Source organism: Bifidobacterium sp. LH_449, from assembly GCF_056356755.1.
The window spans coordinates 62,287-83,639 of sequence record NZ_JBKEUV010000010.1 but is presented as its reverse complement, the minus strand read 5'-3'; the positions used below and the strand labels follow the sequence as shown (position 1 = coordinate 83,639).

General features: G+C 60.7%; 16 protein-coding genes and 1 pseudogene. 11 read left to right on the top strand and 6 right to left on the bottom strand.

The window, feature by feature from the left end; all coding sequences use genetic code 11:
* Window positions 1-159: 159 nt before the first annotated feature.
* The 10 genes and pseudogenes from AC1AX7_RS08100 to AC1AX7_RS08055 all read left to right on the top strand — a co-directional run bounded on the left by AC1AX7_RS08100 (window position 160) and on the right by AC1AX7_RS08055 (window position 12,564).
* Window positions 160-1,695 carry an AI-2E family transporter gene (locus AC1AX7_RS08100; protein WP_476509577.1) on the top strand — a complete coding sequence of 512 codons (1,536 nt, stop codon included), beginning with the start codon at window positions 160-162 and terminating at the stop codon, window positions 1,693-1,695.
* A gap of 3 nt (window positions 1,696-1,698) precedes the next feature.
* On the top strand, window positions 1,699-2,925 hold the full coding sequence (locus AC1AX7_RS08095) for a glycosyltransferase family 2 protein (protein WP_476509576.1): 1,227 nt from the start codon (window positions 1,699-1,701) through the stop codon (window positions 2,923-2,925).
* A 164-nt stretch (window positions 2,926-3,089) separates the two neighbouring features.
* Window positions 3,090-3,932, top strand: a complete 843-nt coding sequence (locus AC1AX7_RS08090; RefSeq protein WP_476509575.1) for an ABC transporter ATP-binding protein — start codon at window positions 3,090-3,092, stop codon at window positions 3,930-3,932.
* The gene (locus AC1AX7_RS08085) at window positions 3,925-5,592 is read left to right on the top strand and encodes an ABC transporter permease (RefSeq protein ID WP_476509574.1); all 1,668 of its coding nucleotides are present in this window, start codon (window positions 3,925-3,927) and stop codon (window positions 5,590-5,592) included. The genes AC1AX7_RS08090 and AC1AX7_RS08085 overlap by 8 nt, the downstream gene beginning before the upstream one ends.
* Before the next feature lie 34 nt (window positions 5,593-5,626).
* Window positions 5,627-7,090 (top strand): D-alanyl-D-alanine carboxypeptidase/D-alanyl-D-alanine-endopeptidase, encoded by a 1,464-nt coding sequence (locus tag AC1AX7_RS08080; protein WP_476509573.1) that lies wholly within the window; start codon window positions 5,627-5,629, stop codon window positions 7,088-7,090.
* A gap of 97 nt (window positions 7,091-7,187) precedes the next feature.
* Complete coding sequence (gene tilS, locus AC1AX7_RS08075) at window positions 7,188-8,417, top strand: tRNA lysidine(34) synthetase TilS (RefSeq protein WP_476509572.1); 1,230 nt, start codon at window positions 7,188-7,190, stop codon at window positions 8,415-8,417.
* Window positions 8,383-8,955, top strand: a complete 573-nt coding sequence (hpt, locus tag AC1AX7_RS08070) for a hypoxanthine phosphoribosyltransferase (protein WP_476509571.1) — start codon at window positions 8,383-8,385, stop codon at window positions 8,953-8,955. Before tilS ends, hpt begins: the two co-directional genes overlap by 35 nt.
* Window positions 8,952-11,021, top strand: coding sequence for an ATP-dependent zinc metalloprotease FtsH (ftsH, locus tag AC1AX7_RS08065; RefSeq protein ID WP_476509570.1), 2,070 nt, complete (start codon window positions 8,952-8,954; stop codon window positions 11,019-11,021). Before hpt ends, ftsH begins: the two co-directional genes overlap by 4 nt.
* Before the next feature lie 524 nt (window positions 11,022-11,545).
* A pseudogene (locus AC1AX7_RS08060) lies at window positions 11,546-12,010 on the top strand (2-amino-4-hydroxy-6-hydroxymethyldihydropteridine diphosphokinase); the annotation flags it as partial.
* Window positions 12,007-12,564: a DUF3180 domain-containing protein gene (locus AC1AX7_RS08055; protein WP_476509569.1), complete on the top strand. Its 558-nt coding sequence runs from the start codon at window positions 12,007-12,009 to the stop codon at window positions 12,562-12,564. The pseudogene AC1AX7_RS08060 and the gene AC1AX7_RS08055, both read left to right, overlap by 4 nt.
* Window positions 12,565-12,716: 152 nt before the next feature.
* On the opposite strand, the gene AC1AX7_RS08050 is transcribed toward AC1AX7_RS08055, so the two are convergent.
* The gene (locus AC1AX7_RS08050) at window positions 12,717-13,619 is read right to left on the bottom strand and encodes an acyl-CoA thioesterase (RefSeq protein WP_476509568.1); all 903 of its coding nucleotides are present in this window, start codon (window positions 13,617-13,619) and stop codon (window positions 12,717-12,719) included.
* Window positions 13,620-13,753: 134 nt separating this feature from the next.
* Window positions 13,754-15,433, bottom strand: coding sequence for an energy-dependent translational throttle protein EttA (gene ettA, locus AC1AX7_RS08045; RefSeq protein ID WP_476509567.1), 1,680 nt, complete (start codon window positions 15,431-15,433; stop codon window positions 13,754-13,756).
* Window positions 15,434-15,783: 350 nt separating this feature from the next.
* Between ettA and AC1AX7_RS08040 the strand changes: the two genes are divergently transcribed.
* Window positions 15,784-16,479: an MgtC/SapB family protein gene (locus AC1AX7_RS08040; RefSeq protein WP_476509566.1), complete on the top strand. Its 696-nt coding sequence runs from the start codon at window positions 15,784-15,786 to the stop codon at window positions 16,477-16,479.
* Between the two features lie 18 nt (window positions 16,480-16,497).
* On the opposite strand, the gene AC1AX7_RS08035 is transcribed toward AC1AX7_RS08040, so the two are convergent.
* From AC1AX7_RS08035 to AC1AX7_RS08020, 4 genes are all read right to left on the bottom strand, one after another.
* Window positions 16,498-17,382, bottom strand: a complete 885-nt coding sequence (locus AC1AX7_RS08035) for an aminoglycoside 6-adenylyltransferase (RefSeq protein ID WP_476509565.1) — start codon at window positions 17,380-17,382, stop codon at window positions 16,498-16,500.
* 115 nt (window positions 17,383-17,497) lie between these two features.
* Window positions 17,498-17,923: a peptide deformylase gene (locus tag AC1AX7_RS08030; RefSeq protein ID WP_476509564.1), complete on the bottom strand. Its 426-nt coding sequence runs from the start codon at window positions 17,921-17,923 to the stop codon at window positions 17,498-17,500.
* 113 nt (window positions 17,924-18,036) lie between these two features.
* Window positions 18,037-19,662, bottom strand: a complete 1,626-nt coding sequence (locus tag AC1AX7_RS08025) for an ATP-binding protein (protein ID WP_476509563.1) — start codon at window positions 19,660-19,662, stop codon at window positions 18,037-18,039.
* 197 nt (window positions 19,663-19,859) lie between these two features.
* Window positions 19,860-21,140: an O-acetylhomoserine aminocarboxypropyltransferase/cysteine synthase family protein gene (locus AC1AX7_RS08020; RefSeq protein WP_476509562.1), complete on the bottom strand. Its 1,281-nt coding sequence runs from the start codon at window positions 21,138-21,140 to the stop codon at window positions 19,860-19,862.
* Between the last annotated feature and the right edge of the window lie 213 nt (window positions 21,141-21,353).

Here is a 21,353-nt window from a genome sequence, read left to right as displayed (position 1 = left end):
GTTTCTTGTCCGTCCTTCAGGCCGTTCCTGCCTTTTCCGGCCGTCCCCTTGTCCCTCCGTCCGTCTTTTGGCCGTCTTCCTGCGCCGCCCGGAATCCGATCGGCCTGGATCGCCGGCAAATCGATATGTGATTGCGCTTTACGGCTACAATGAGGAATCATGAATGCACAGGATGAGCAAAAGATTGATTTTGCGTCGGTTTTCCCGTCCAAAGGCGACCCGCGCAGACCCCCCGAATGGTACGGGCGTGCGCTGCTGTATACGGTGATCGCCGTTTTCCTGGCATATTTCGTATGGCAATCCTGGTTCAAGGTTTCAGGCATCGTCCTGAACATCATCATTTCCCTGTTCATCGCATTGGCGATCGAACCGATTGTCGTTTCGCTGGTGAAGCACGGCTGGAAGCGCGGCATGGCCACCGCGATCAGTCTGATTGGCCTGATCGTCATCATATGCGTGCTGCTGGCGCTGTTCGGCAACATGTTCGTGCAGCAGATGATCCTGATGCTCAAGGGCATGCCTGCGCTGTACGAGCAGATCATGCAGGCCGTCGAGCAGTATACGGCGTTCAAGCTGCCGGAGATCGAAAGCCTCGGCGTCGAGGTGTTCAAGAACATCCAAGGCTCCTGGCTGACCGATTTCGCCGGTCAGGCGTTGAACACTGTCGCCGGTTTTGGCGGTTTCCTCATCGACCTGCTGACCGTCTGCATGGTGACGTATTACATCTCCGCTGCGGGCCCGAAGCTGCGCCGCAGCTTCTGCCAGTGGCTGGGGCCGCAGATGCAGCGCAGATTCCTGCTGGTGTGGACGGTCGCGCAGAATCAGATTTCAGGATTCCTGTTCTCCCGTACGATTCTGGCCGCGATCAACGCCACGTGCACGGCGATCTTCCTTGAGATCATCCACGTTCCGTACTGGCTGCCGCTGGCGCTGTTCTGCGGCCTGGTCTCGCAGTTCATCCCGACCGTCGGCACCTATATCGGCGGCGCGCTGCCGGTGGTGTTCGCCTGGGGGTCGAACGGCATCTATTCCGCGCTTGGCGTGCTGGTGTTCATCACCGCGTATCAGCAGGTGGAAAACCTGCTGCTTTCGCCGAAGATCTCCCAGCGTACGATGGATCTGAATCCTGCGATCGCCTTCCTGTCGGTTCTGGTGTTCGGCTCCCTGTTCGGCGCTCTCGGCGCGTTCCTCGCCTTGCCGATCACCGCAAGCCTGCAGGCCATTTTCAAGGTTTCCACAAAGCGGTATGACCTGGTCGATTCGCCGCTGATGAACGATCCGCAGCCGACGCACAAGTCGAAGGTCGTGGAAGGCGTCGAAATGATCGGCGAGCAGGTGGCGCATCATATGCCGCGTGCCGCACAGGGCTCGAGCGGACGCGTGCCGATGAACGAGGAGCTGCGGCATCTGCGCGAGCAGGCGTATAGCATTCCGACGTCTGAGGAATTGGACGAGTCGCAGACGATCGCCATCCCCAAGGGCGTGCTGTCGAAGCGGTCTGGCGCGGGAATTGCGCATGACGGCGATGCGATTCCGTCGGATGCGCCTGCCGAGGCGTCCTCCGTCGAACCGTCCTCCACCGACGATGCGATGGAGGACACGGCGACCCCGCATGACGGTCCGTCATTCGGCGGGGCCGCGCCGCATGACGCGCGCAAGCCCTCCGACGATAATCCGCGAAGCAGGTGGCGTTGACGAATGGCGTTGCTCAGTGTTCTTGATGTCATAACAATGCTGGTCGGTTTCGTCGGATTGGCGTATCAGGCCGTCTGCATTGTCGTTTCGCTGTTTTCCAAGCCGGTGGAGTTTCCCGACGCCCCCATGGACAAGCGTTATGCGGTGTTGATTTCGGCGCGCAACGAGGAGAAGGTGGTCGGCAATCTGATCAACTGCATCCACGAGCAGACCTATCCGGAATCGTTGGTCGACATCTGGATGGTCGCCGATAACTGCACCGATCACACCGCCGACCTGGCGCGTTCGATGGGCTGCCGTGTGATTGAACGTTTCAATAAGGAGCAGATCGGCAAGGGGTACGCGCTGACGTATCTGCTGGATCATATGGAAAGCATCGGCGCCGCCGATAGGTATGACGCGTTCTTCGTGTTCGATGCCGACAATAAGCTGGATTCGCATTATATCGAGGAGATGAATAAGGCGTTCCAATCCGGATTCCGTATTCTGACCAGCTATCGCAATTCGGTGAATCTGTCGGAGAATTGGGTGTCGTCGGGCTCCGCCCTATGGTTTATCCGAGAATCGCGTTTCCTGAACGCCTCACGCATGCGTCTGGGCACCAGCTGCCATGTCGGCGGCACCGGTTTCATGTTCTCCAAGGAGATCATGAAACGCAACAAGGGCTGGAAATTCCATCTTCTGACCGAGGACTTGGAATTCACGATGGATTCCGTGCTGCATGGAGACCGCGTCGGATTCTGCGGCACCGCGATGCTGTATGACGAGCAGCCTGTGACCTTCGCGCAGAGCTGGCGTCAGCGCCTGCGTTGGAGCAAGGGCTTTTTGCAGGTGTTCCGCTACTACGGCCCCGCACTGATACGACGCGCCGTCCGTGAACGTGATTTCTCCGCGGTCGATCTGACGTTGCTGATCTGCCCGTTCATGGTGTTGGCCACGGTGCGCATCGCGATGGGATTCCTGTTCGCGGTCTGCGGTTTCGTGACATGGCAAAGCCAGTTGGGCGCGTTGAACGGCTGGATGGTCGGCATCATCACATCGGTGTTGGTGATGATGGCGTTGGCGGCGTTGACGATTGTGGCCGAACGCGACCACATCGGCGCGACGAATAAGGAATTGCTGGCCTATGTGTTGAGTTTCCCCGTCTACATGCTGAGCTATGTGCCGATCTCCTTCCAGGCGATGTTCTCGAAGGCCGAATGGAAGCCGATCGTGCATAAGGGCTCGTGACATGCGCTGATTCGCCGATGCGGCGATTCGTTGATGTGACGATTCGTTGATTGCACAGCGCCTCGTCGATTTTCGACGGGGCGCTTCCGTATGCGCCCGCCTATGACGATGTCGGAATGCGGAAATCCCGTGGGGGCGCCCGCTTTCTTGCTATCGTTTACGGTATGGACCCAACAGTCAACGCGCCGGTCGATGCCGGCTACATCGCGCCCAATCCCAACGCCGCCGTTTCGATTCGCGGCCTGTACAAACGTTTCGCGGACAAGGTCGCCGTCAACGGCCTCGCCTTGGATATTCCGATCGGTTCGTTCTATGGACTGGTCGGCCCGAACGGCGCCGGCAAGACGACGACGTTGAATATGGTGACCGGTCTGCTGCTGCCCGATGCGGGTACGGCGATGATTCTGGGCCATGATGTGTGGAGCGACGTGAATCACGCGAAACGCATGATCGGCGTGATGCCGCAGTCGGACCAGATCTTCGACCGGTTGACCGGCATGCAGCTTCTGGTGTATTCGGGCATGCTGCGCGGCATGAAACGTGACGAATCCGTGAAGCGTGCCACGGATCTGCTCAACGCTTTCGACTTGACGGGTGCGGCCAATACGATGGTGGCCGAATATTCGGCCGGCATGACGAAGAAGATCTGCCTGGCCAGCGCGATGATCCATAGCCCGCGCATTCTGGTGCTGGACGAGCCTTTCGAATCGGTGGACCCGGTGTCGAGCGCCAATCTGCGTGACATTCTGATCGAATACGCCGCGACGGGCGGCACGGTGATCATCTCCTCCCATGTGATGGCGTTGGTCGAGAAGATGTGCACGCATGTGGCCGTGATCAATGACGGTCAGGTATGCGCGGCCGGCACGGTCGACGAGGTCGCCGCCGGCGAGGATCTGGAGGACCGCTTCCTGCAGTTGGTCGGCGGGCGTCATGCGGCGGCGCATCTGGAATGGCTGGATGGCGGCATGCCGTCCCCGTCCGAACGAGAGGCCGGCGATGAGTGAGGCGCTGACATTGGTACGTCTGCGCTGGTCGCTGACGATTGCGGCCATGCGCAAATCCGTCGGCCAGATCATAGGCTATGCGGTCTGCGTCCTGCTGGGGCTCGCCGCGGTGTCCGGCGCCACCATGCTCGCCTGGCAGCTGGGCACCGGTCTGCCGCAGGTCGATTGGTCCGCATTGGGGTTGGACGCCGGGGCCGACGCGCACTCGACGTACGAGGTCGTTCTGAAGGCCGGCGTCGTGCTGGTCGGAACCGGCATCATGCTGTTCGTCGCATTCGTGCAGCTGATGTACATCGGCGAAGGCTCGACGATGAGCCCGGGCAAATTCTCGCTGTACGGCATCAAGGACCGGACGCTGCAGCTCGGCCTGCTTCTGGCGGGACTGAGCGGTCTGCCGGCCGCCTTCGGCGTGGTCGGCTTCATGCTGTGGGCCATGGCCTATCGTTGGATGGGGCCGCTGCCGGTGCTGGTCGGCGTCGTCAGCGCGCCGCTGATCGTACTGACGATGATGAGCTTTTCCAAACTGGTCATTTCCCTGGCCACCACGTTGGTCCGGTCCAAACGCGGCAAAGGCATGTTCTACGTGGTGGTGCTCATCGTGTTCATACTGATGTGCCAGCTGCCCAATCTGCTGATTAACGGCGGCATCGAAAACGGCGTCAGCCTGGACACGCTCGACGGCGCCGCGGCGATCGCCGCATGGACCCCATTCGGCGCGGCCTTCCAACTGCCTTTTGACGCATTCGCCGGAATGTGGGGCCTTCTCGTGGCGCGCGTGGCCATACTGGCCGTCACATGGCTGCTGTGCTTCATCGGCTGCACATGGTGTCTGAAACATGAGCGTCTGGTGTCCGGCGCATCCGAAGAGGCGGTCAAAGCCAAAGGCATCGGCGCGTTCGCGTGGATGCCCGACTCGGTGTCCGGCGCGATCTCCGCGCGGCTGTTCACCTATATGAAACGCGATCCCAGGCAGGCCCCGATGTTCGCGATGCCGCTGCTGTTCGTCGTATTGTTCGCCATGCAGTCGCGAGGAGTCACGGCGGTGGTGTGGCAGACGATGCCGCTGAGCGCGCTGTTCCTGGTATTGGTGGAAGGCAACGGCCTGGCCTACGACGGACGTGGATTCGCCATGCAGGTCATCAATGCCGTGGACGGCCGCGATGACCGTTTCGGCCGCATACGAATCTACACCGCACTCATCCTGGCATACATGCTGGTGCTTATGGCGGTGTGCTTCATCGTCACCGGCGATTGGCGCACGACGGACGGCATCCTTCTGGGCGCGATCATGACCGCCGTGGGAATCGGCGTCTCCCTGTGCGGACTGGGCCTGGCGGAAGTGCTTTCCTGCGTGCTCATGTATCCGGTTCCTTCCATGGACAAGCCCTTCTCCTCCCCGCAGGGGCGTGCCGTGGCGCAGGGATTCTTCCCGTTCGCCCATGTCCTCGGCATGTACGTGCTGATGCTGCCGACCGGCATCGTCGCCCTGGTGCTGGCGTTGACCGGCAATTCCGGCGCGATGTGGGCGGTGGTTCCCGTGGCGCTCGCCAACGGGGCGGGCATGACGATCGCCGGTTCGTGGCTCGGCGGTAAGCTGTTGAACGCTCGCATGCTGAACGTGATGGCGACGTTGGATTCGTTCGCGTCCCTGCAGAAGTGAGCGAACCGTTTCATTCGCCTACAAGGAGCGCGCTATGCCGGCGTCCGAGCCATCATCAGCACAATCACGCGAAGCGGCGATGCCGGCCCGTCGGCGTCGCCCCGTCATAATCGCGATATCCGTACTGGTGACGACGCTGCTTGTCGGCGGATACATCGCCGGCGACATCTGCGATGCGCTGCCCGGCGCGTTGACGCTGCAGACGCAGGAGCGCCGCGAAATCCCCGCGGCGGCCTCCTCGATCGAAGCCGGCATCGTCGCAGGAAAGGTCGATACGAACATCGCAGTCAGCAAAAAGGACGCGCAGCGGCTGGTCGACGAGCTCACGTCGACCGACGGCATCGGCGACGTCGCGGTATCACTGACCGACGGCAACGGCGACGTGATCGTCGAATACAATGCCGACGCCGCATACGAGCCGGCCTCCACACTGAAAACGCTGACGGCATTGGCGGCGTCGACGACGTTGGACATGAGCGCGACATTGGATACGGAAACATATCTGATGCAGCACGATGACGACACGGCGACGCTGCTGCTGAAAGGCAACGGCGATATGCTGCTGGGGGCGGGCGACGGCGACGCCGACCATGTGAACGGCCGTGCGGGATTGGGCGCATTGGCCGAAAAGACGGCGCAGGCGTTGGGACAGCGCGGCATCACCGCAGTGCGATTGCAGTATGATGACAGCCTGTTCGGCGAGGACCGTTGGCCTGATTCGATGGAGGAACGCGATCCCGACCACGTGTATTACGCGCCGGTGGCCTCGATGGCCGTCGACGGCGGCCGCGATTGGGGCGGAGCGGAACCGCCCGATCCGGATTCGTTCGCGCAATATCCGCCGTTGAGCACGCAGCCTGCCGCGGACGCAGTCGGCATCTTCGCCACACGGCTGGAAGAAAACGGCATTGCGGTCGAAGGCGATGTCGGCGTCGCCGCCGTGCCCGACGGCGTCAGCCCGATCGCCTCGGTCAGCTCCGCGCAGCTCAATGAAATCCTCGCCTTCGCGCTGCGGCAATCGGACAATACGATCGCCGAAGAATTCGGCAGACTGACCGCCTTGGCCACCGGCGACGACAATTCGCCCCAAGGTGCGACGCATGCCGTGAAAACCGTGCTGGAACAGCTCGGCATCAACACCGACGGCCTGGTCATGGGCGACTGTTCCGGCCTCACCGTCGGCTCCCGCCTTACCGTGCGCACGCTGAGCGACGCGCAAACCTACAATCTCACCGCCGGATCGGGCGCCGCCGCAGCGGAGGGGCTGTCGGTATCCGGCCTCATCGGCACGGCCGCATCCCGACTTTCCGATGCCGACGACGCCGGCCTCATCCGCGCGAAAACGGGAAGCCTGGGGAACGTCACCTCGATGTGCGGCAATGTGACGCGGCATGACGGCGGCGTTCTGTCCTTCGCGGTCATCGTCAACGATCCGGAGGACTACGCCGCCGCACGTGACGCCATCGACGTATTCGTCTCGTCATTGCCGGACCTCTGAGGCGATGCGGTATCGCGGCGACGCCGACATCCCGAATCATCCGCACAACCAATGTCGGCAATCCGATAAGCAAAGCAAACGAAATCGAAGGACGCATATGGCATATACGGCACGGATGCGCAAAGCCGTGGGCGCATTGCGGGAAGCGCTTGAATCCCGGGGATTCGGCCTGCAATCCGAGCGCTTCGCCCAGCATGGCGAACATGCCGCCGATCCGGACGCGCCGCTGATCGTGGTCGCATGCTCCGGAGGGCGTGATTCGACGGCGCTCGCCGCCGTAAGCGCGAAAGTGTGCGCGTCGCTGGGACTGCGTTGCGGCGCGATCGTCGTCGACCATCGCTTGCAGCAAGGCTCGGACGAAGTCGCGGCAACAGCCGCGGAGCGCTGCGAATCATTGGGATTGTCTCCCGTGACGGTGCTGTCGGTCGACGTGCGTGAATCCGGGCGGGGCATGGAGGCCGCGGCGCGCGAGGCGCGGTATGCGGCCATCGAACGGCAGGCGCGTCGCTGGGACGCCTCAGCCGTGTTGTTGGCGCATACGCAGTCCGACCAGGCGGAAACCGTGCTGATCGGACTTCTCAGATCCGGAGGATTGGACGCCGTCGCCGGAATGCCGGCCTCATTCGAACGCGGCGGCACGCTTTTTCTGCGCCCTTGGCTGACGTTGACGCGCGCCGACACGACGGGGATCTGCGAGGATCTCGGCTTGGATTGGTGGGACGACCCGACCAACGGCGACGCCTTCATACGTGAAACATCGTCGGAATCGCCGGCAGGCCCGCCAGAGGAATCCTCTACGGACGCCTCGTCGGAATCGCGGCGAACGCCGGCGGCCGGATTGGATTCGTCGTTCCCGCTGCGCTCACGCATACGACAGCAGCTGATTCCGTATATCAACGATTTCGCCGGCGGCGATATCGTCCCGCGTCTGGCGCAGGGCGCACGCCTCGCGCAAATGGACAAGGCCTTTCTCGACGATCTTGCCGACCACGTCCTGCGGCAGGCGGTCATCCCTTCCGACGCTCCCGGCAGACCCGTCGGCCCTGATGCCGGAGCCGCCCAAAAAGGGAAAACCGTATTGCGATTGCGGGTAGGGGAGCTTGCCGGTCAGCCGGCGTCGGTGAGATTGCGCGCGATCGCGCACGCATTGGCCGGAGCGCAGGTACCATGTGCGTCGCGGCATATCGAAGCCATCGACGCCCTGATAACGGATTGGCATGGGCAGCGCGGCGTGAATCTTCCCAGTGGATATTCAGCGATCCGTCAGAAACACGTCATTCGTGTATGCCAAGATGGAACGCATGAAAATCGCGGATATACAGAATGACATCGACCACGAGCTGATCACTCGAGAACAGATCGCCGGCAAGATCGAAGAAGCGGCCGCGCAGGTCAGTGAGGATTATCGCGATAGGAATCCGCTGCTGGTATGCGTGCTCAAAGGTGCGGTGAATACTCTGGCGGCGTTTTCGCAGGCGTTGAGCATCCCCGCGCAGATGGATTTCATGAGCCTGTCCAGTTACGGATCCGGTACCGAATCCAGCGGAACGATCACCGTCCGCCAGGATCTGTCCACGGATGTCCGCGGACGGCATGTGCTCATCGTCGAGGATATCGTCGATTCCGGAATCACGCTTGCATGGCTGATCGAGGAATTGAAGCGCCGCGGGGCCGCGTCCGTCGAGGTTTTTGCGCTGCTGGAGAAGCCGGCGCGCCGCAAAGTGCAAGTGGATGTGAAATATAAGGGATACGAAATACCGGATGAATTCGTCGTCGGCTTTGGCTTGGACTACGACGAGCGCTACCGCAATCTCGATTCGATCGCGGTGCTGAAGCCCGCAGTATATGAAGGAGGGAATGAATGAGTTTCCCGCAAGGCAATGGCGGAAATAACGGCAATCCGTTCAACAACCCGTTTAATCGCGGCAATGGCGGAAATAACGGCAATAATAATCGCGACAACAAGCCGCGCTCCGTATGGCAGTCCCCATGGCTGTGGGGCGTCGTCATCGTCGTGATGGCCATCATGGTGTTCCAGCTGTTCTTCGGAACGGGCACGCAGACCATCGACACCAAGGACGGTCTGCAGATCCTTGACAGCGGTAACGTCAAATACGCTCAGATCGTCGACAATACGCAGCAGGTCAAGCTGGAACTGACGGCCGATTATTCCAAGACCGATCCGGATACCGGACGAGTGAAGAACTACGGCAAGAACGTCCAGTTCTACTACACCTATGCGCAAAGCGCCCAGGTGGTGCAGGCGGTGGAGAAAGCCAATCCGGCCAACGGCTGGACCGCCACCATGCAGCAGACCAGCATCTGGTCGTATCTGATCACCTCGCTGCTTCCGTTCTTCATCATCTTCGGCCTGTTCTGGTTCCTGATGAGCCGTATGAGCGGCGGAGCCGGCGGCATGTTCGGCATGGGAGGCAAGAAGAACAACGGCAAGCTGCTTGACGGCCAGACCCCGACCACGAAGTTCGCCGACGTGGCGGGCGAAGAGGCCGCAGTGCAGGAAGTCGAGGAAATCAAGGACTTCCTCAAGGATCCCTCCCGATACAAGGCTTTGGGCGCCCGCATCCCGCGCGGCGTGCTGCTGTACGGCCCTCCCGGCACCGGCAAGACGTTGCTCGCCCGCGCCATCGCAGGCGAGGCCGGCGTGCCGTTCTACTCGATGGCAGGCTCCGACTTCGTGGAGATGTTCGTCGGCCTGGGCGCGTCCCGCGTCCGCGACCTGTTCGAGGAAGCGAAGAAGAACGCTCCGGCGATCATCTTCATCGACGAAATCGACGCGGTCGGACGCAAGCGCGGTTCCGGCATGAGCGGCGGCCATGACGAACGCGAACAGACGCTCAACCAGCTGCTGGTCGAAATGGACGGCTTCAACAACGACACCAACCTGATCATCATCGCCGCGACCAACCGTCCGGACGTGTTGGATCCCGCATTGCTGCGTCCTGGCCGTTTCGACCGCCAGGTCGCCGTCGAGGCGCCCGACCTGGAAGGGCGTGAAGCCATTCTGAAGGTCCACGCCAAGGGCAAGCCGTTCGTTCCGGACGTCGACCTGCGCACCATCGCAGTGCGTACGCCGGGCTTCACCGGCGCCGACCTGGCCAACGTGCTGAACGAGGCCGCATTGCTGTGCGCCCGCGCCGGAGCCCAGCTGATCGATAACCGTGCGATCGATGAAGCCATCGACCGCGTGCAGTCCGGTCCGAAGCGCCGCTCCAAGGGCATGGCCCTCGAAGAGCTGCGCAACACCGCCTACCATGAAGGCGGCCATGCGCTGGTGGCTGCGGCAATGCATCACACCGACCCGGTGACGAAGGTGACGATCCTGCCACGTGGCCGTGCGCTCGGCTACACCGCCGTCATGCCGACCGAAGACCGTTATTCGATGTCGCGCAACCAGCTGCTCGACCAGATGGCCTATGCGATGGGCGGCCGTACCGCCGAAGAGGTCGTGTTCCATGATCCGACCACCGGCGCGTCCAACGATATCGAAAAGGCCACGCAGATCGCCCGCCAGATGGTCGTCGAATACGGTTTCTCCTCGCAGCTGGGAGCGATCAAATGGTCGGATGACGACGAGCGCGGAAGCGGCGTCGAAGGCATGCTGGCCCGCAAATATTCCGAGCGCACCGCGCAGATCATCGACGACGAAGTGCTCAAACTCGTCGAAAACGCGCATACCGAAGCCTGGAACGTCATCAACGAAAACCGTGACGTGCTGGACGAACTCGTCCGCCAGCTGCTCGTCAAGGAGACGCTGAACGAGAAGGAGCTTGCGGCGATTTTCGCGAACGTCAAGAAGGCCCCGGAACGCGAGCTTTGGCTGAGCAACGAGAATCGTCCCGATTCCGACAAGCCTCCGGTCGAAATCCCCGAATCGCTCAAGCGTTCGGCGGGAATGAAGCCGGGCGAATGATGGCGTGCGCCGACGCCGGCACCAGCAGCGGTTTCGGCGTCAGATGCTCGAGGGGCATGCCGCGGATGTCGGCAGGCCCCTCGATTCGCTAAGGAACGAATGTCGCCGTTGCGGCAGACCGGAAAATCGACGGGCCGGAATAATGGTCGGAAAGATGCGTGGTGATGAACGAATCGACTTCAACGACGATCACAGGCGATGACGTGATCAGCGCGGACGTGACGCTGAACATCGACGCCGGTATGACGACGGAAGCATTGCAGCGTGCGCTGGGCAACCTGCATGTTGACGTTATCGTGCACTGCGATGATCCGGCGTTCTCGACGCTGGTCCCGAATGTCAGGATCAAGGTCGCCGACGTCGACGACGCGATGCTATCGATACCGGCATTGCAAACGATTATGCCATCAACGGCGCACACGCCTCCGCCGGAGACTCCGCCAACGGCTACGGCGTCGCAGCAAGGCGAACGACCGGCGAAACCGCAATCCGATTCCAGCCATCATGACGAGGTGACGCCGCATCGTGCGATCATTTCGATGGACAGCACGCTGCCCAATGCGGAACGCCTGTTCCGCACCGCCATCGCCACAGTGGACGCGGTCACCGGCAATCAGGTCGAAGGAATCTCGCCGCTGTACCATGTCAGCCGTTTCGACGGGCCCGACGCAATGTCGGCCGTCATGCAGATCGTCACCGCCATGCAGCCGCGCGAACTGATCGCAATGCTGCAAAGCATCGAACATCTGCATGAAGACGCCATCGACCTTGACGTCGTCGATTTCGAAGGCGTCGACAGCGATGAGGAGGACTGCCGCATTCCATGGCCGTCCGCGCGCGAACATGCCGGCGTGCTCGCCCCATGGATGGACATGGATCCCGAAGCGAAACTGGGCGGCGATCCCGTATCGTTCCTGCTCGCCATGGCCCCGGACGCAGGACGTGTGGGCATGCTGTCCGACGATTGGATCATTGGAGAGACCTTATGAAAGCACGTCGAACACCATGGTGGTATTACGCTGTCGGAATGCTCGCCGGCCTGCTGTGCGGCATCGGCATCGCCAAATACGGCGAGCGGAGCGGACTGGCGCTGATCGGCGCCTCCTGGCTGGTTCTCCTCATATTGGTCGCAATGGGCGTCGCCGTGCTGTGGATGGCGCTGCAGGTGCACAAATACACGACGACCGATCCGAAAAAACGCGCCATGCTGAGGCCTCTCGACCCGCAGAAGGCGGTCGCCACACTGGCGCTGTGCAAGGCGCTGGGCGTGGCCGGAGCCACGCTCGTCGGATGGTATGGCGGGCAGATCATCGCCAGCGTGGGCCATATCGAGGCGGAATTCTACCGTGACGCCGTCATCGAATGCGCGATCGCGGTCATCGTGTGCCTGGCCGACATGATCATCGGCATCGTAGGGGAGTGGCTGTGCCAACTGCCGCCGTTGGACGGGCCGGAAAGTGTGAAGACGGCGACGAGCGCGCAGCGTCGCTATCAGCGTCAGGCCGCGGCGACGAAGACCGTGACGAAAATCGGACATCGCTGAATACTGCGTGCCGGACATTCCGCGAAACGCCACAGGGCGCATGATGCGGCGCAATGGGATGCAAGAGGCCGCCGCGATCGGACCGGATCGCGGCGGCCTCTGATGATATATCGAGGGCGCATCATACGCCAGCGATTGCAGGCATACGCACGTCAGGCCTGCGGCACGCGGATCATCGCCTCCTGGCCCATCACCGCGACCAATTCGCCATCCTGCGAATACACCTTCGCCACCCCCAGGCCGCGGCCATGCGCGGCGGTCGGCGTGTCCTGGACATACAGATGCCACTGGTTGATGTCGACATCGCGATACCACCACATCGAATGGTCGATCGACGCATACGAAATGCCCGGCGTCGAAATGCTCAAGCCGGCGCGGCGCAGCACAGGCTCCATCATGATCTGATCGCAGCCCATCGCCAGCATCGCGCGATGCATCACCTGCGGCACGTCGGCATGGCCGTCGGCCTTCATCCACACCATCTGACGGCCGGAATCCTCGGCGGCGCTTTCCTTATCGGCGGTCAGCATGATCGTCCGCGTCACATGGCGAATGTCGAACGGCGACTTCTGCGCATAGAACTTCGCAAACGGCGAATGTTCGGCATACGGTGTCATCAGCTCTTTGGCGCTGGTCAACGATTCCGGATCCGGCACATCGGAGGGCATTGGGTCGGCGAATTCCACGCCCGTCTGGCCATGCTGCTGGAAGGAGGCTATGGCGGTCAGAATCGCGCCGTCGGCCTGCGTCACGTTCACCCGACGGGCCGAAAACGAACGGCCGTCACGCAGCGTCTCCACGTCGAACAGCAGATCCTGTCGGATATCGCCCGGAGAGATGAAATACCCGTGGATCGAATGCGGCAGCCGGTCCTCCGGGACCGTGCGGGAAGCCGCGACCAGCGACTGCGCGATCACCTGGCCCCCATATACGCGGCCGGTGGGGAAGTAGATGCTTTCACCCTTGATATACGTGTGGTCACGGCTGACGGTAGGTTCGTTCAACGCCAGAACCTTCGTCAGACGGTCAAGCGGGGTCTCGTATTCATCATTCATGTTTTGCCTCATTCCACTTCGCTTCATATGTCGCCTGCGCCTACGGCAAGGACCGCCGGAACACGAGTCCGACGGTCCTTGCCGTAGGCGGCATGCATGTCATGGCTGTGCATGCCTGTGCGCATGACAGTGCATCATACGCGGGTCAGCTTGCGATGCAGACGGTGCGGGCGAGCCGCGTCCTCACCCAAGCGGGCGACCTTGTTCTCCTGATAGGCCTGGAAGTTGCCTTCGAACCAGTACCACTTGGCCGGATTCTCGTCGTCGCCTTCCCACGCGAGGATATGCGTGGCGATGCGGTCGAGGAACCAACGGTCGTGGGAGACGACCACGGCGCAGCCCGGGAATTCGATCAGGGCGTTTTCCAACGATTCAAGCGTTTCGACGTCCAGATCGTTGGTCGGTTCGTCGAGCAGCAGCAGGTTGCCGCCCTGCTTCAGCGTCAGCGCCAGGTTCAAGCGGTTGCGTTCGCCGCCGGACAGCATGCTGGTGAGCTTCTGCTGGTCGGATCCCTTGAAGCCGAAGCTGGCCACGTAGGCGCGGGTCGGTACTTCGACGCCGCCGACCTCGATGAAGTCGAGTCCGTCGGACACGGCCTCCCACAGGTTCTTGTTCGGGTCGAGGCCCTGGCGTCCCTGATCGACGTAGCTGATCTTGACGGTGTCGCCGATCTTCAGCGAGCCGCCCGACAACGGTTCGAGGCCGACGATGGTCTTGAACAGCGTGGATTTGCCCACGCCGTTCGGGCCGATCACGCCGACCACGCCGTTACGCGGCAGCGTGAAGCTCAGATCGTCGATCAGCACGCGGTCGCCGAACGCCTTGTGGATGTGCTCGGCCTCCAGAACGGTGGAGCCCAGACGCGGGCCGACCGGAATCTGGATTTCGGAGAAGTCGAGCTTCTTGTTGTTGCGTGCCTCCTGCTCCATCTGGTCGTAGCGTTCCAGACGGGCCTTGTTCTTGGCCTGACGGGCCTTAGGCGAGGAGCGCACCCAGTCGAGCTCGTTCTTCAGGCGCTTGGCGAGCTTGGCGTCCTTGGCGCCCTGGATCTCCATACGCTTGGCCTTGGTCTCCAGGTACGTGGTGTAGTTGCCCTTGTACGGGTAAAGCTGGCCGCGGTCGACCTCGCAGATCCATTCGGCGACGTTGTCCATGAAGTAACGGTCGTGGGTGACGGCCACAACGGCGCCCTGATACTGGTGCAGGAACTGTTCCAGCCACAGAATCGATTCGGCATCCAAATGGTTGGTCGGTTCGTCGAGCAGCAGCAGATCCGGGGCTTCCAGCAGCAGCTTGCACAGTGCCACACGACGGCGTTCACCACCGGAGCACACGTTGACCGGAGTGTCCGGATCCGGGCACTGCAGTGCATCCATGGCCTGTTCGAGCTGAGAATCGAGATCCCAGCCGTTGGCGGCGTCGATATCGGTCTGCAGCTTGCCCATTTCTTCCATCAAAGCGTCGAAATCGGCATCCGGATTGGCCATTTCCTCACCGATCTGGTTGAAGCGGGCCACTTTTTCGGCGATTTCGCCGAAAGCCATCTTGATGTTTTCGCCGACGGTTTTGGTGTCGTCCAGCGGCGGCTCCTGCTGCAGAATGCCGACGGTGAAGCCCGGAGTCAGATAGGCTTCGCCATTGGACACGGTGTCAAGACCGGCCATGATCTTCAGCAGGGTGGACTTACCCATACCGTTCGGGCCGACGACGCCGATCTTGGCGCCGGGAAGGAAGTTCAACGTCACGTCATCCAAAATCACGCGATCGCCATAGGCCTTGCGGGCCTTAATCATCTGAAAAATAAACTCAGCCAAAGCTGCCCATCCTTCGAAAAAGACGTGGTAATCCTATTGATTTCGATACAACACCCCATTATTCCTTAAGCTGCCTACAGCGTGCCGCCCTGCGTGGATGAACCGCTGCCATCATCGCGGCGGACATGTCGTAATTCGTACGGCTATTCCGAAGACCGGTGCCTCTGCAAGCCCCCCCCAAAAAAAATCGGAAGAATGGTGCCGTGGTTCCGAATTTGTGTGCGAAGTATGACAGGATTATTGACAGGTGCTGTGCTGCTGTACCGAATGCCATATCGCTGTGATGCGTTGTGCGGTGATGCCGGCAATGCTGGCGGGCGTCGGTCGGCGACTTTGATTGGAGGCATGCCATGACGGTGTGGGATGCGATCGGACTGAGCCCGTCGGAGGTATTGTCGGTGCTTGCCGCATTGCTGCTGTGCGGTTTGATCGGTTTCGAACGTGAAGCAAGACGCAAGGAGGCGGGTATCCGCACGCATATGCTGGTCGGTTTGGGCAGCTGCCTGTTCGCGATGGTTTCCGTGCACGGTGCGATGTTCCTTGCGGATGGCGCGTCGTGGGACACTTCTCGTATCGCGTCTCAAGTGGTGACGGGTATCGGGTTTCTTGGTGCCGGTGTGATTTTCTTCAACAAGGACACCGTGCGAGGCCTTACCACCGCCTCCGCGATCTGGGTGGTCGCCGCAATTGGACTTGCCTGTGGCCTGGGCATGGTGGGGCTGGCCGCATTGGTCGTGATCGGCTATTTTCTCGTCGTGCTGGCAATCGCTCCGCTGGCGTTCATGCTGTTGAAGCGCAATCGTGACCATATCGTGCGACTGACCTATGAAGATGGCAAGGGCGTATTGCGGCAGACCATGCTGATGGCGTCGCGGTATGGTTTCGAACTGCATATCGTCGCCGCACATGATATCGAACATGAAGGCCGTGCTGGTGCGACCATGGAAATCCGCCTCAGCGGCCACGACGATCCGTCCTGTCTCATCGCACATGCCGCCGAAATCGACGGTATGCTCGACGTCAATCTTCTCGATCGCGACGAATGACGGGGAAGTCGCCGGCGCCTACCGTGACGTCCTCGTAAGGGGCGTGAAATCCGTGGCGGCGGGCGGCAACGCCCGCACCCTCGCCATGAACCCGCGAATCGCTTCGGTCTGCGACACGTCATAGGCGAAATCCAGATCCGCAGCCACTGAACGTGCGACATCATCGAACAGATCAATCATCGGATCAATCGCATTCCAAACGGCATCGACATCCGCCCTCGTATACGTCGCCAGATATCGGCGGTAATAGTCATCCGAAACATACAGGCGCAGATATTTGCCGGCCTTGCCGACGCTCACCGCGAAATCATGGTCGATGCCGGCGCGCCACGTCAGCAGACGAAACAGCATCGGCCGCACCACATCATCCAAATGGTCCATCACAAACGGCAACTGTCCGCGCCGCAAACCCTTCGCCACATTGTTCAGACACCAGCAGAATTCGTTGCATGTATCCGCAAACGCCTTCCGCGAAGGACGCTGCACCCAATAGCGTTCGTCGGACGTCATCCCGCCATCCGGCATGATGCCGTCCTTGTCGACCAGCGTGCGGTACAGCTCCAATCGTTCGGACAACGCGCTTGTCGGCATCACATGCAGGTCGATACGCACGCCATCCGTGAACAGCATCAGCCAGCAATACCAATTCGAGTGGTCGCAAGGCTCGTCACCGAATTCATCCGGATACTGCATGATCAGGCGCTCGCCGAAACGGTCGATCCAGGAACGGTCCTCGACGAACGGTGCGGTGTCGGTGACGACGAAACCGATGTCGTAATCCTGGAACATGTCGCGAGGCTCCTTCGGATTGGCGCGCGAACCTTCCACATAGGCGGCGCGAATACGCGGATCGGCTTGCGCCACGGAAACGATCAGGTCGTATATCTGCGATTCGGAACGCACGGATGCCTCCTGTTCTTATGCGCGGACGTGCGCCGCGACGTATCGGCGCTGTTGAGGGATGCTGCGGGGTGCGGCGGAATACGGCGGAACGCTGCCGGACGCGGCGACGCCGCGATCAGATGATGATGCCGTCGCAATGATCGATTTCATGCTGGATGATCTGCGCGGTGAAACCGGTGAATGCGGCGTGGCGCTCTCGGAAACGGTGGTCGAAATAAGTCACTTCAACGCGTTGATAACGCAGCGTACGGCGCTCGCCTTTGAGGGAGAGGCAACCTTCAGCGGTATCGTATGCGCCGTCCTTTGCGGTGATGATCGGATTGTACATGACGGTGATGCGGCCGCCGAAATCCTCGTCCACAAAGGCGATGATGCGCTTGGAAACGCCGATCATATTCGCGGCCATGCCGACGCAGCCTGCGCGATTTGCCTCCAGGGTGTCGGCCAGATCGACGGCGACCGCGCGGTCCTCGGCGCAGTCCGTTGCCGGCGTGGAAAGCTGGGAGAGAAACGGAATCGAAGTCATGATGGGCTGCTGCATGGCATCTCCTTTACTGATTGCACTGCCTAGGGAATCGCGCTGTGTCACCGAACATTATGATGCGTCGGCATTCCGCTCATACCGCCTATAGGCAGCTGTCGTATTCCGGCCTATCATCTATCATGGGGCGTCAGTCGGACGTATCGCTGCCGAATCGGTGCCGGCGCGTCCATGTCGATCAGCCTGCGGTTGGCGAGCTGCCGTAACGCCGCTGCGACGGTGGCGGGCGGCAGTCCCAACGTGAGCATGATATCGCGCGTGCCCAGTGTGGGCTGACGCCTGAGCAAAGCGAGGATGCGTGAGGCTGCGCCGTCTGTGTCGGTGGAGATGCTGCCGCCGTGTTTGGGAATGATTATACGGAAGGTTTCGATGGTGTTTTCGATGCGTGCGGGTTCTCGGCCTTCGCGCCTCAACGTCGCTTCGATGTTGAGGTAGCCTGCGCCGCCGCTGGTGATGACGGTGCCGCCGTCGGGATATGGCGTGGACTGCAGCAACGCAAAAAGGAACGGGTTACGGGTGGAAGGCGTCGCAGGCTTGGATAGAGTGCGTTTGGTGACTTTGCCGAACAGGCCGCCCGGATTGCCGATTTCCAGTCGGTCGGTATAGATGTTGATGTGCACGGGCGTGCCGAGCGCGTCGGGGGAGTAGTCGCGGTGGGTGAGCGCATTGCTGATCGCTTCGCGTAATACGTCGGCCGGATATGCGGGAAGTGCGTTACTGCGTTGGCTGGTGGCGCTTTGTTGGCCGGCGTCGCTCCCGTGATTGGTATCGCCCTCTTGCCCGGCATTGCTGTTTGACGTATGTTCAGCATTGGTCCATCGCATTAACGCTTCGACGGCATCGCCGATCATGATTGGAATGGGGCCGGTGAAGGTTTCGGCGGTAATCAGCTTGGCGGTGCCGCCGAACACGTCGTCATACGTTGTGCCGGGGAATATGGCGACGGTGATGTTCAATCGGGGGAAGAATTTTTGCGGATAGCGGCCTAATGCGAGCAGCGCTGCAAGCGTGGGACGGGCGTCGTCTTGTGTCGGCGCACTTTCAGTATGCTCAGTATGTTCGGTATTTTCGATATTTTCAGATTCGAATGCTGATTCAGATTCAGATTTGGATTGCGTGAGGATACGCAGATCAAACATCATATCCAAATCGCTGCGCCCCTCGAATACATGAGGATGCAGTTGGCGTTCGCGCGCCAGCAAGCCTTGCAGCAGTACCGGATTGAGGTCATCAATGGTTGCATCATTGACTGGTTGAATATCGTAAGCCGGCTGATTGTGTTCTTCCATTAATCGGTCGACTTCGTATCCGGTCATATGCCGGTCGCCGTCGCCTGTACGAATATAGGAACCGTTATATGGCCCGGCTGCGGTGATATAGCAGGGCTTTTCGCGCGGCTGCATTTCGTCGATTGCCGCGAATACCAGATTGGAGCCTTCAAAAGGGCAGGTGACGATAACCGGGCGCACTACAGGCGTGAGTTTTTCGCAGGCCTGGCTGAGCGCCTCCTGCATGGCGCGGGCGTTGAAATCTTCGACCGGCGTGAATCCGCCTTTTTCGCTCAAGCCAAGAATAATGTAGCCGCCGTTGCCGTTGGAAAAGGCCGAAAGTGTTTCGGTGATGGTGGAACTGATCCGGCGTTTGCATTCCTTGACTTCGCACTGCTGCGTATCGTTGCCGATCAGACGCATCAGTGCGATCAGCTCGGTCATTTTGGCCGTATAGTCGTCGTTGTCCATCGCGCCACCTCAATCCGTTGCCTTCAGCCTACATGCCTAAGGTGCGTTTTTGTGGTTTTGCGCGTAGTGGCATAAATCTGTAGTGGGCCCTTTGGATTTATGCCACTGAGTTGTTGTCAGTGACACAAAACCAAAGGGCCCACTACAGATTTATGCCGCTGAGGGGTTGGTCTCAGTCAGTCGCACAATCGACGGGCTTACTGAATCGCGGCGAGAGCCTGATCCAGGTCGGCGATGATGTCGTCGGCGTTTTCGATGCCGCAGCTCAGGCGGACCAGATCGATGCCGACGCCGGCTTCTTCGAGCTGTTCCTCAGTAAGCTGACGATGCGTGGTGCCTGCCGGATACAGTGTGCAGCTGCGGGCGTCGGCCACGTGGGTGGCGATGGAGATCATCTTCAGATGGTCAAGGAAGGACGACACCTTTTCGCGGCCGCCCGGCACACCGAAGGAGATGACGCCGCAGGTGCCGTTCGGCATGTACTTTTCGGCCAGCGCATGGTACTTGTCGCCCGGCAGGCCCGGGAAGTTCACCCAGCTGATGCGCGGGTCGGAGGCGAGATATTCGGCGACCTTCTGCGCATTCTCGCAGTGGCGCTGCATACGCACGGCGAGGGATTCCAGATGCATGCCCATGATCCAGGAGTTGATCGGGGCCGGGGTGGAGCCGAAGTCGCGCATGAGCTGTGCGGTGGCCTTGGTGATGTAGGCGGCCTTGCCGAAGTCCTTCGCGTAGGTGACGCCGTGGTAGGAGTCGTCCGGCGTGGTGAGGCCCGGGAACTTGTCGGCGTGGGCCATCCAGTCGAAGTTGCCGGAGTCGACGATCGCACCGCCGACGCAGGAGCCGTGGCCGTCCATGTACTTGGTGGTGGCATGGGTGACGATGTCGGCGCCGAATTCGAATGGACGGCAGTTGATTGGGGTCGGGAAGGTGTTGTCGACGATGAACGGCACGCCGTGGCGGTGTGCGGCGTCGGCGAACTTTTCGAAGTCGAGCACGATCAGCGCCGGGTTGGCGATGGATTCGCCGAACACTGCCTTCGTGTTCGGGCGGAACGCCGCCTCGAGCTCTTCCTCAGAGCAGTCGGGGCTGACGAAGGTGCAGTCGATGCCCATCTTCTTCATCGTCACGTTGATGAGGTTGAAGGTGCCGCCATAGATTGCGGAGGACGCCACGATGTGGTCGCCATTGTTGCAGATGTTGAACAGGGCGAAGAAATTGGCAGCCTGGCCGGAGGAGGTGAGCATGGCCGCAACGCCGCCTTCAAGCTCGCAGATCTTCGCTGCGATGGTGTCGCTGGTCGGATTCTGCAGGCGGGTGTAGAAATAGCCGCTTGCGGACAGGTCGAACAGACGGCTCATCTGTTCGCTGGACGTGTACTTGAACGTCGTCGCCTGAATGATCGGGGGAGTGCGGGATTCGCCGTTGCCCGGCTGGTAGCCGCCCTGCACGCACGTGGTGTCGATATGTTCGCTCATTAAAGCTCCTTTATCGGTGGAGATGATTGCGATGTCGTGAACACGGCCACTGTAGCACTGCGAACGGGACGGAAGCGCCTGGTATTCGCGCAGTGGGAGCACATATTTTTCGGCGTGTCGCAGATTTGCAAATTATTTCTTTCACAGATAAATTACCAACTGTTTATATTTCTTCTTAGTAAGTAAAGTAAACAAAATAATTTTTTGAGACCA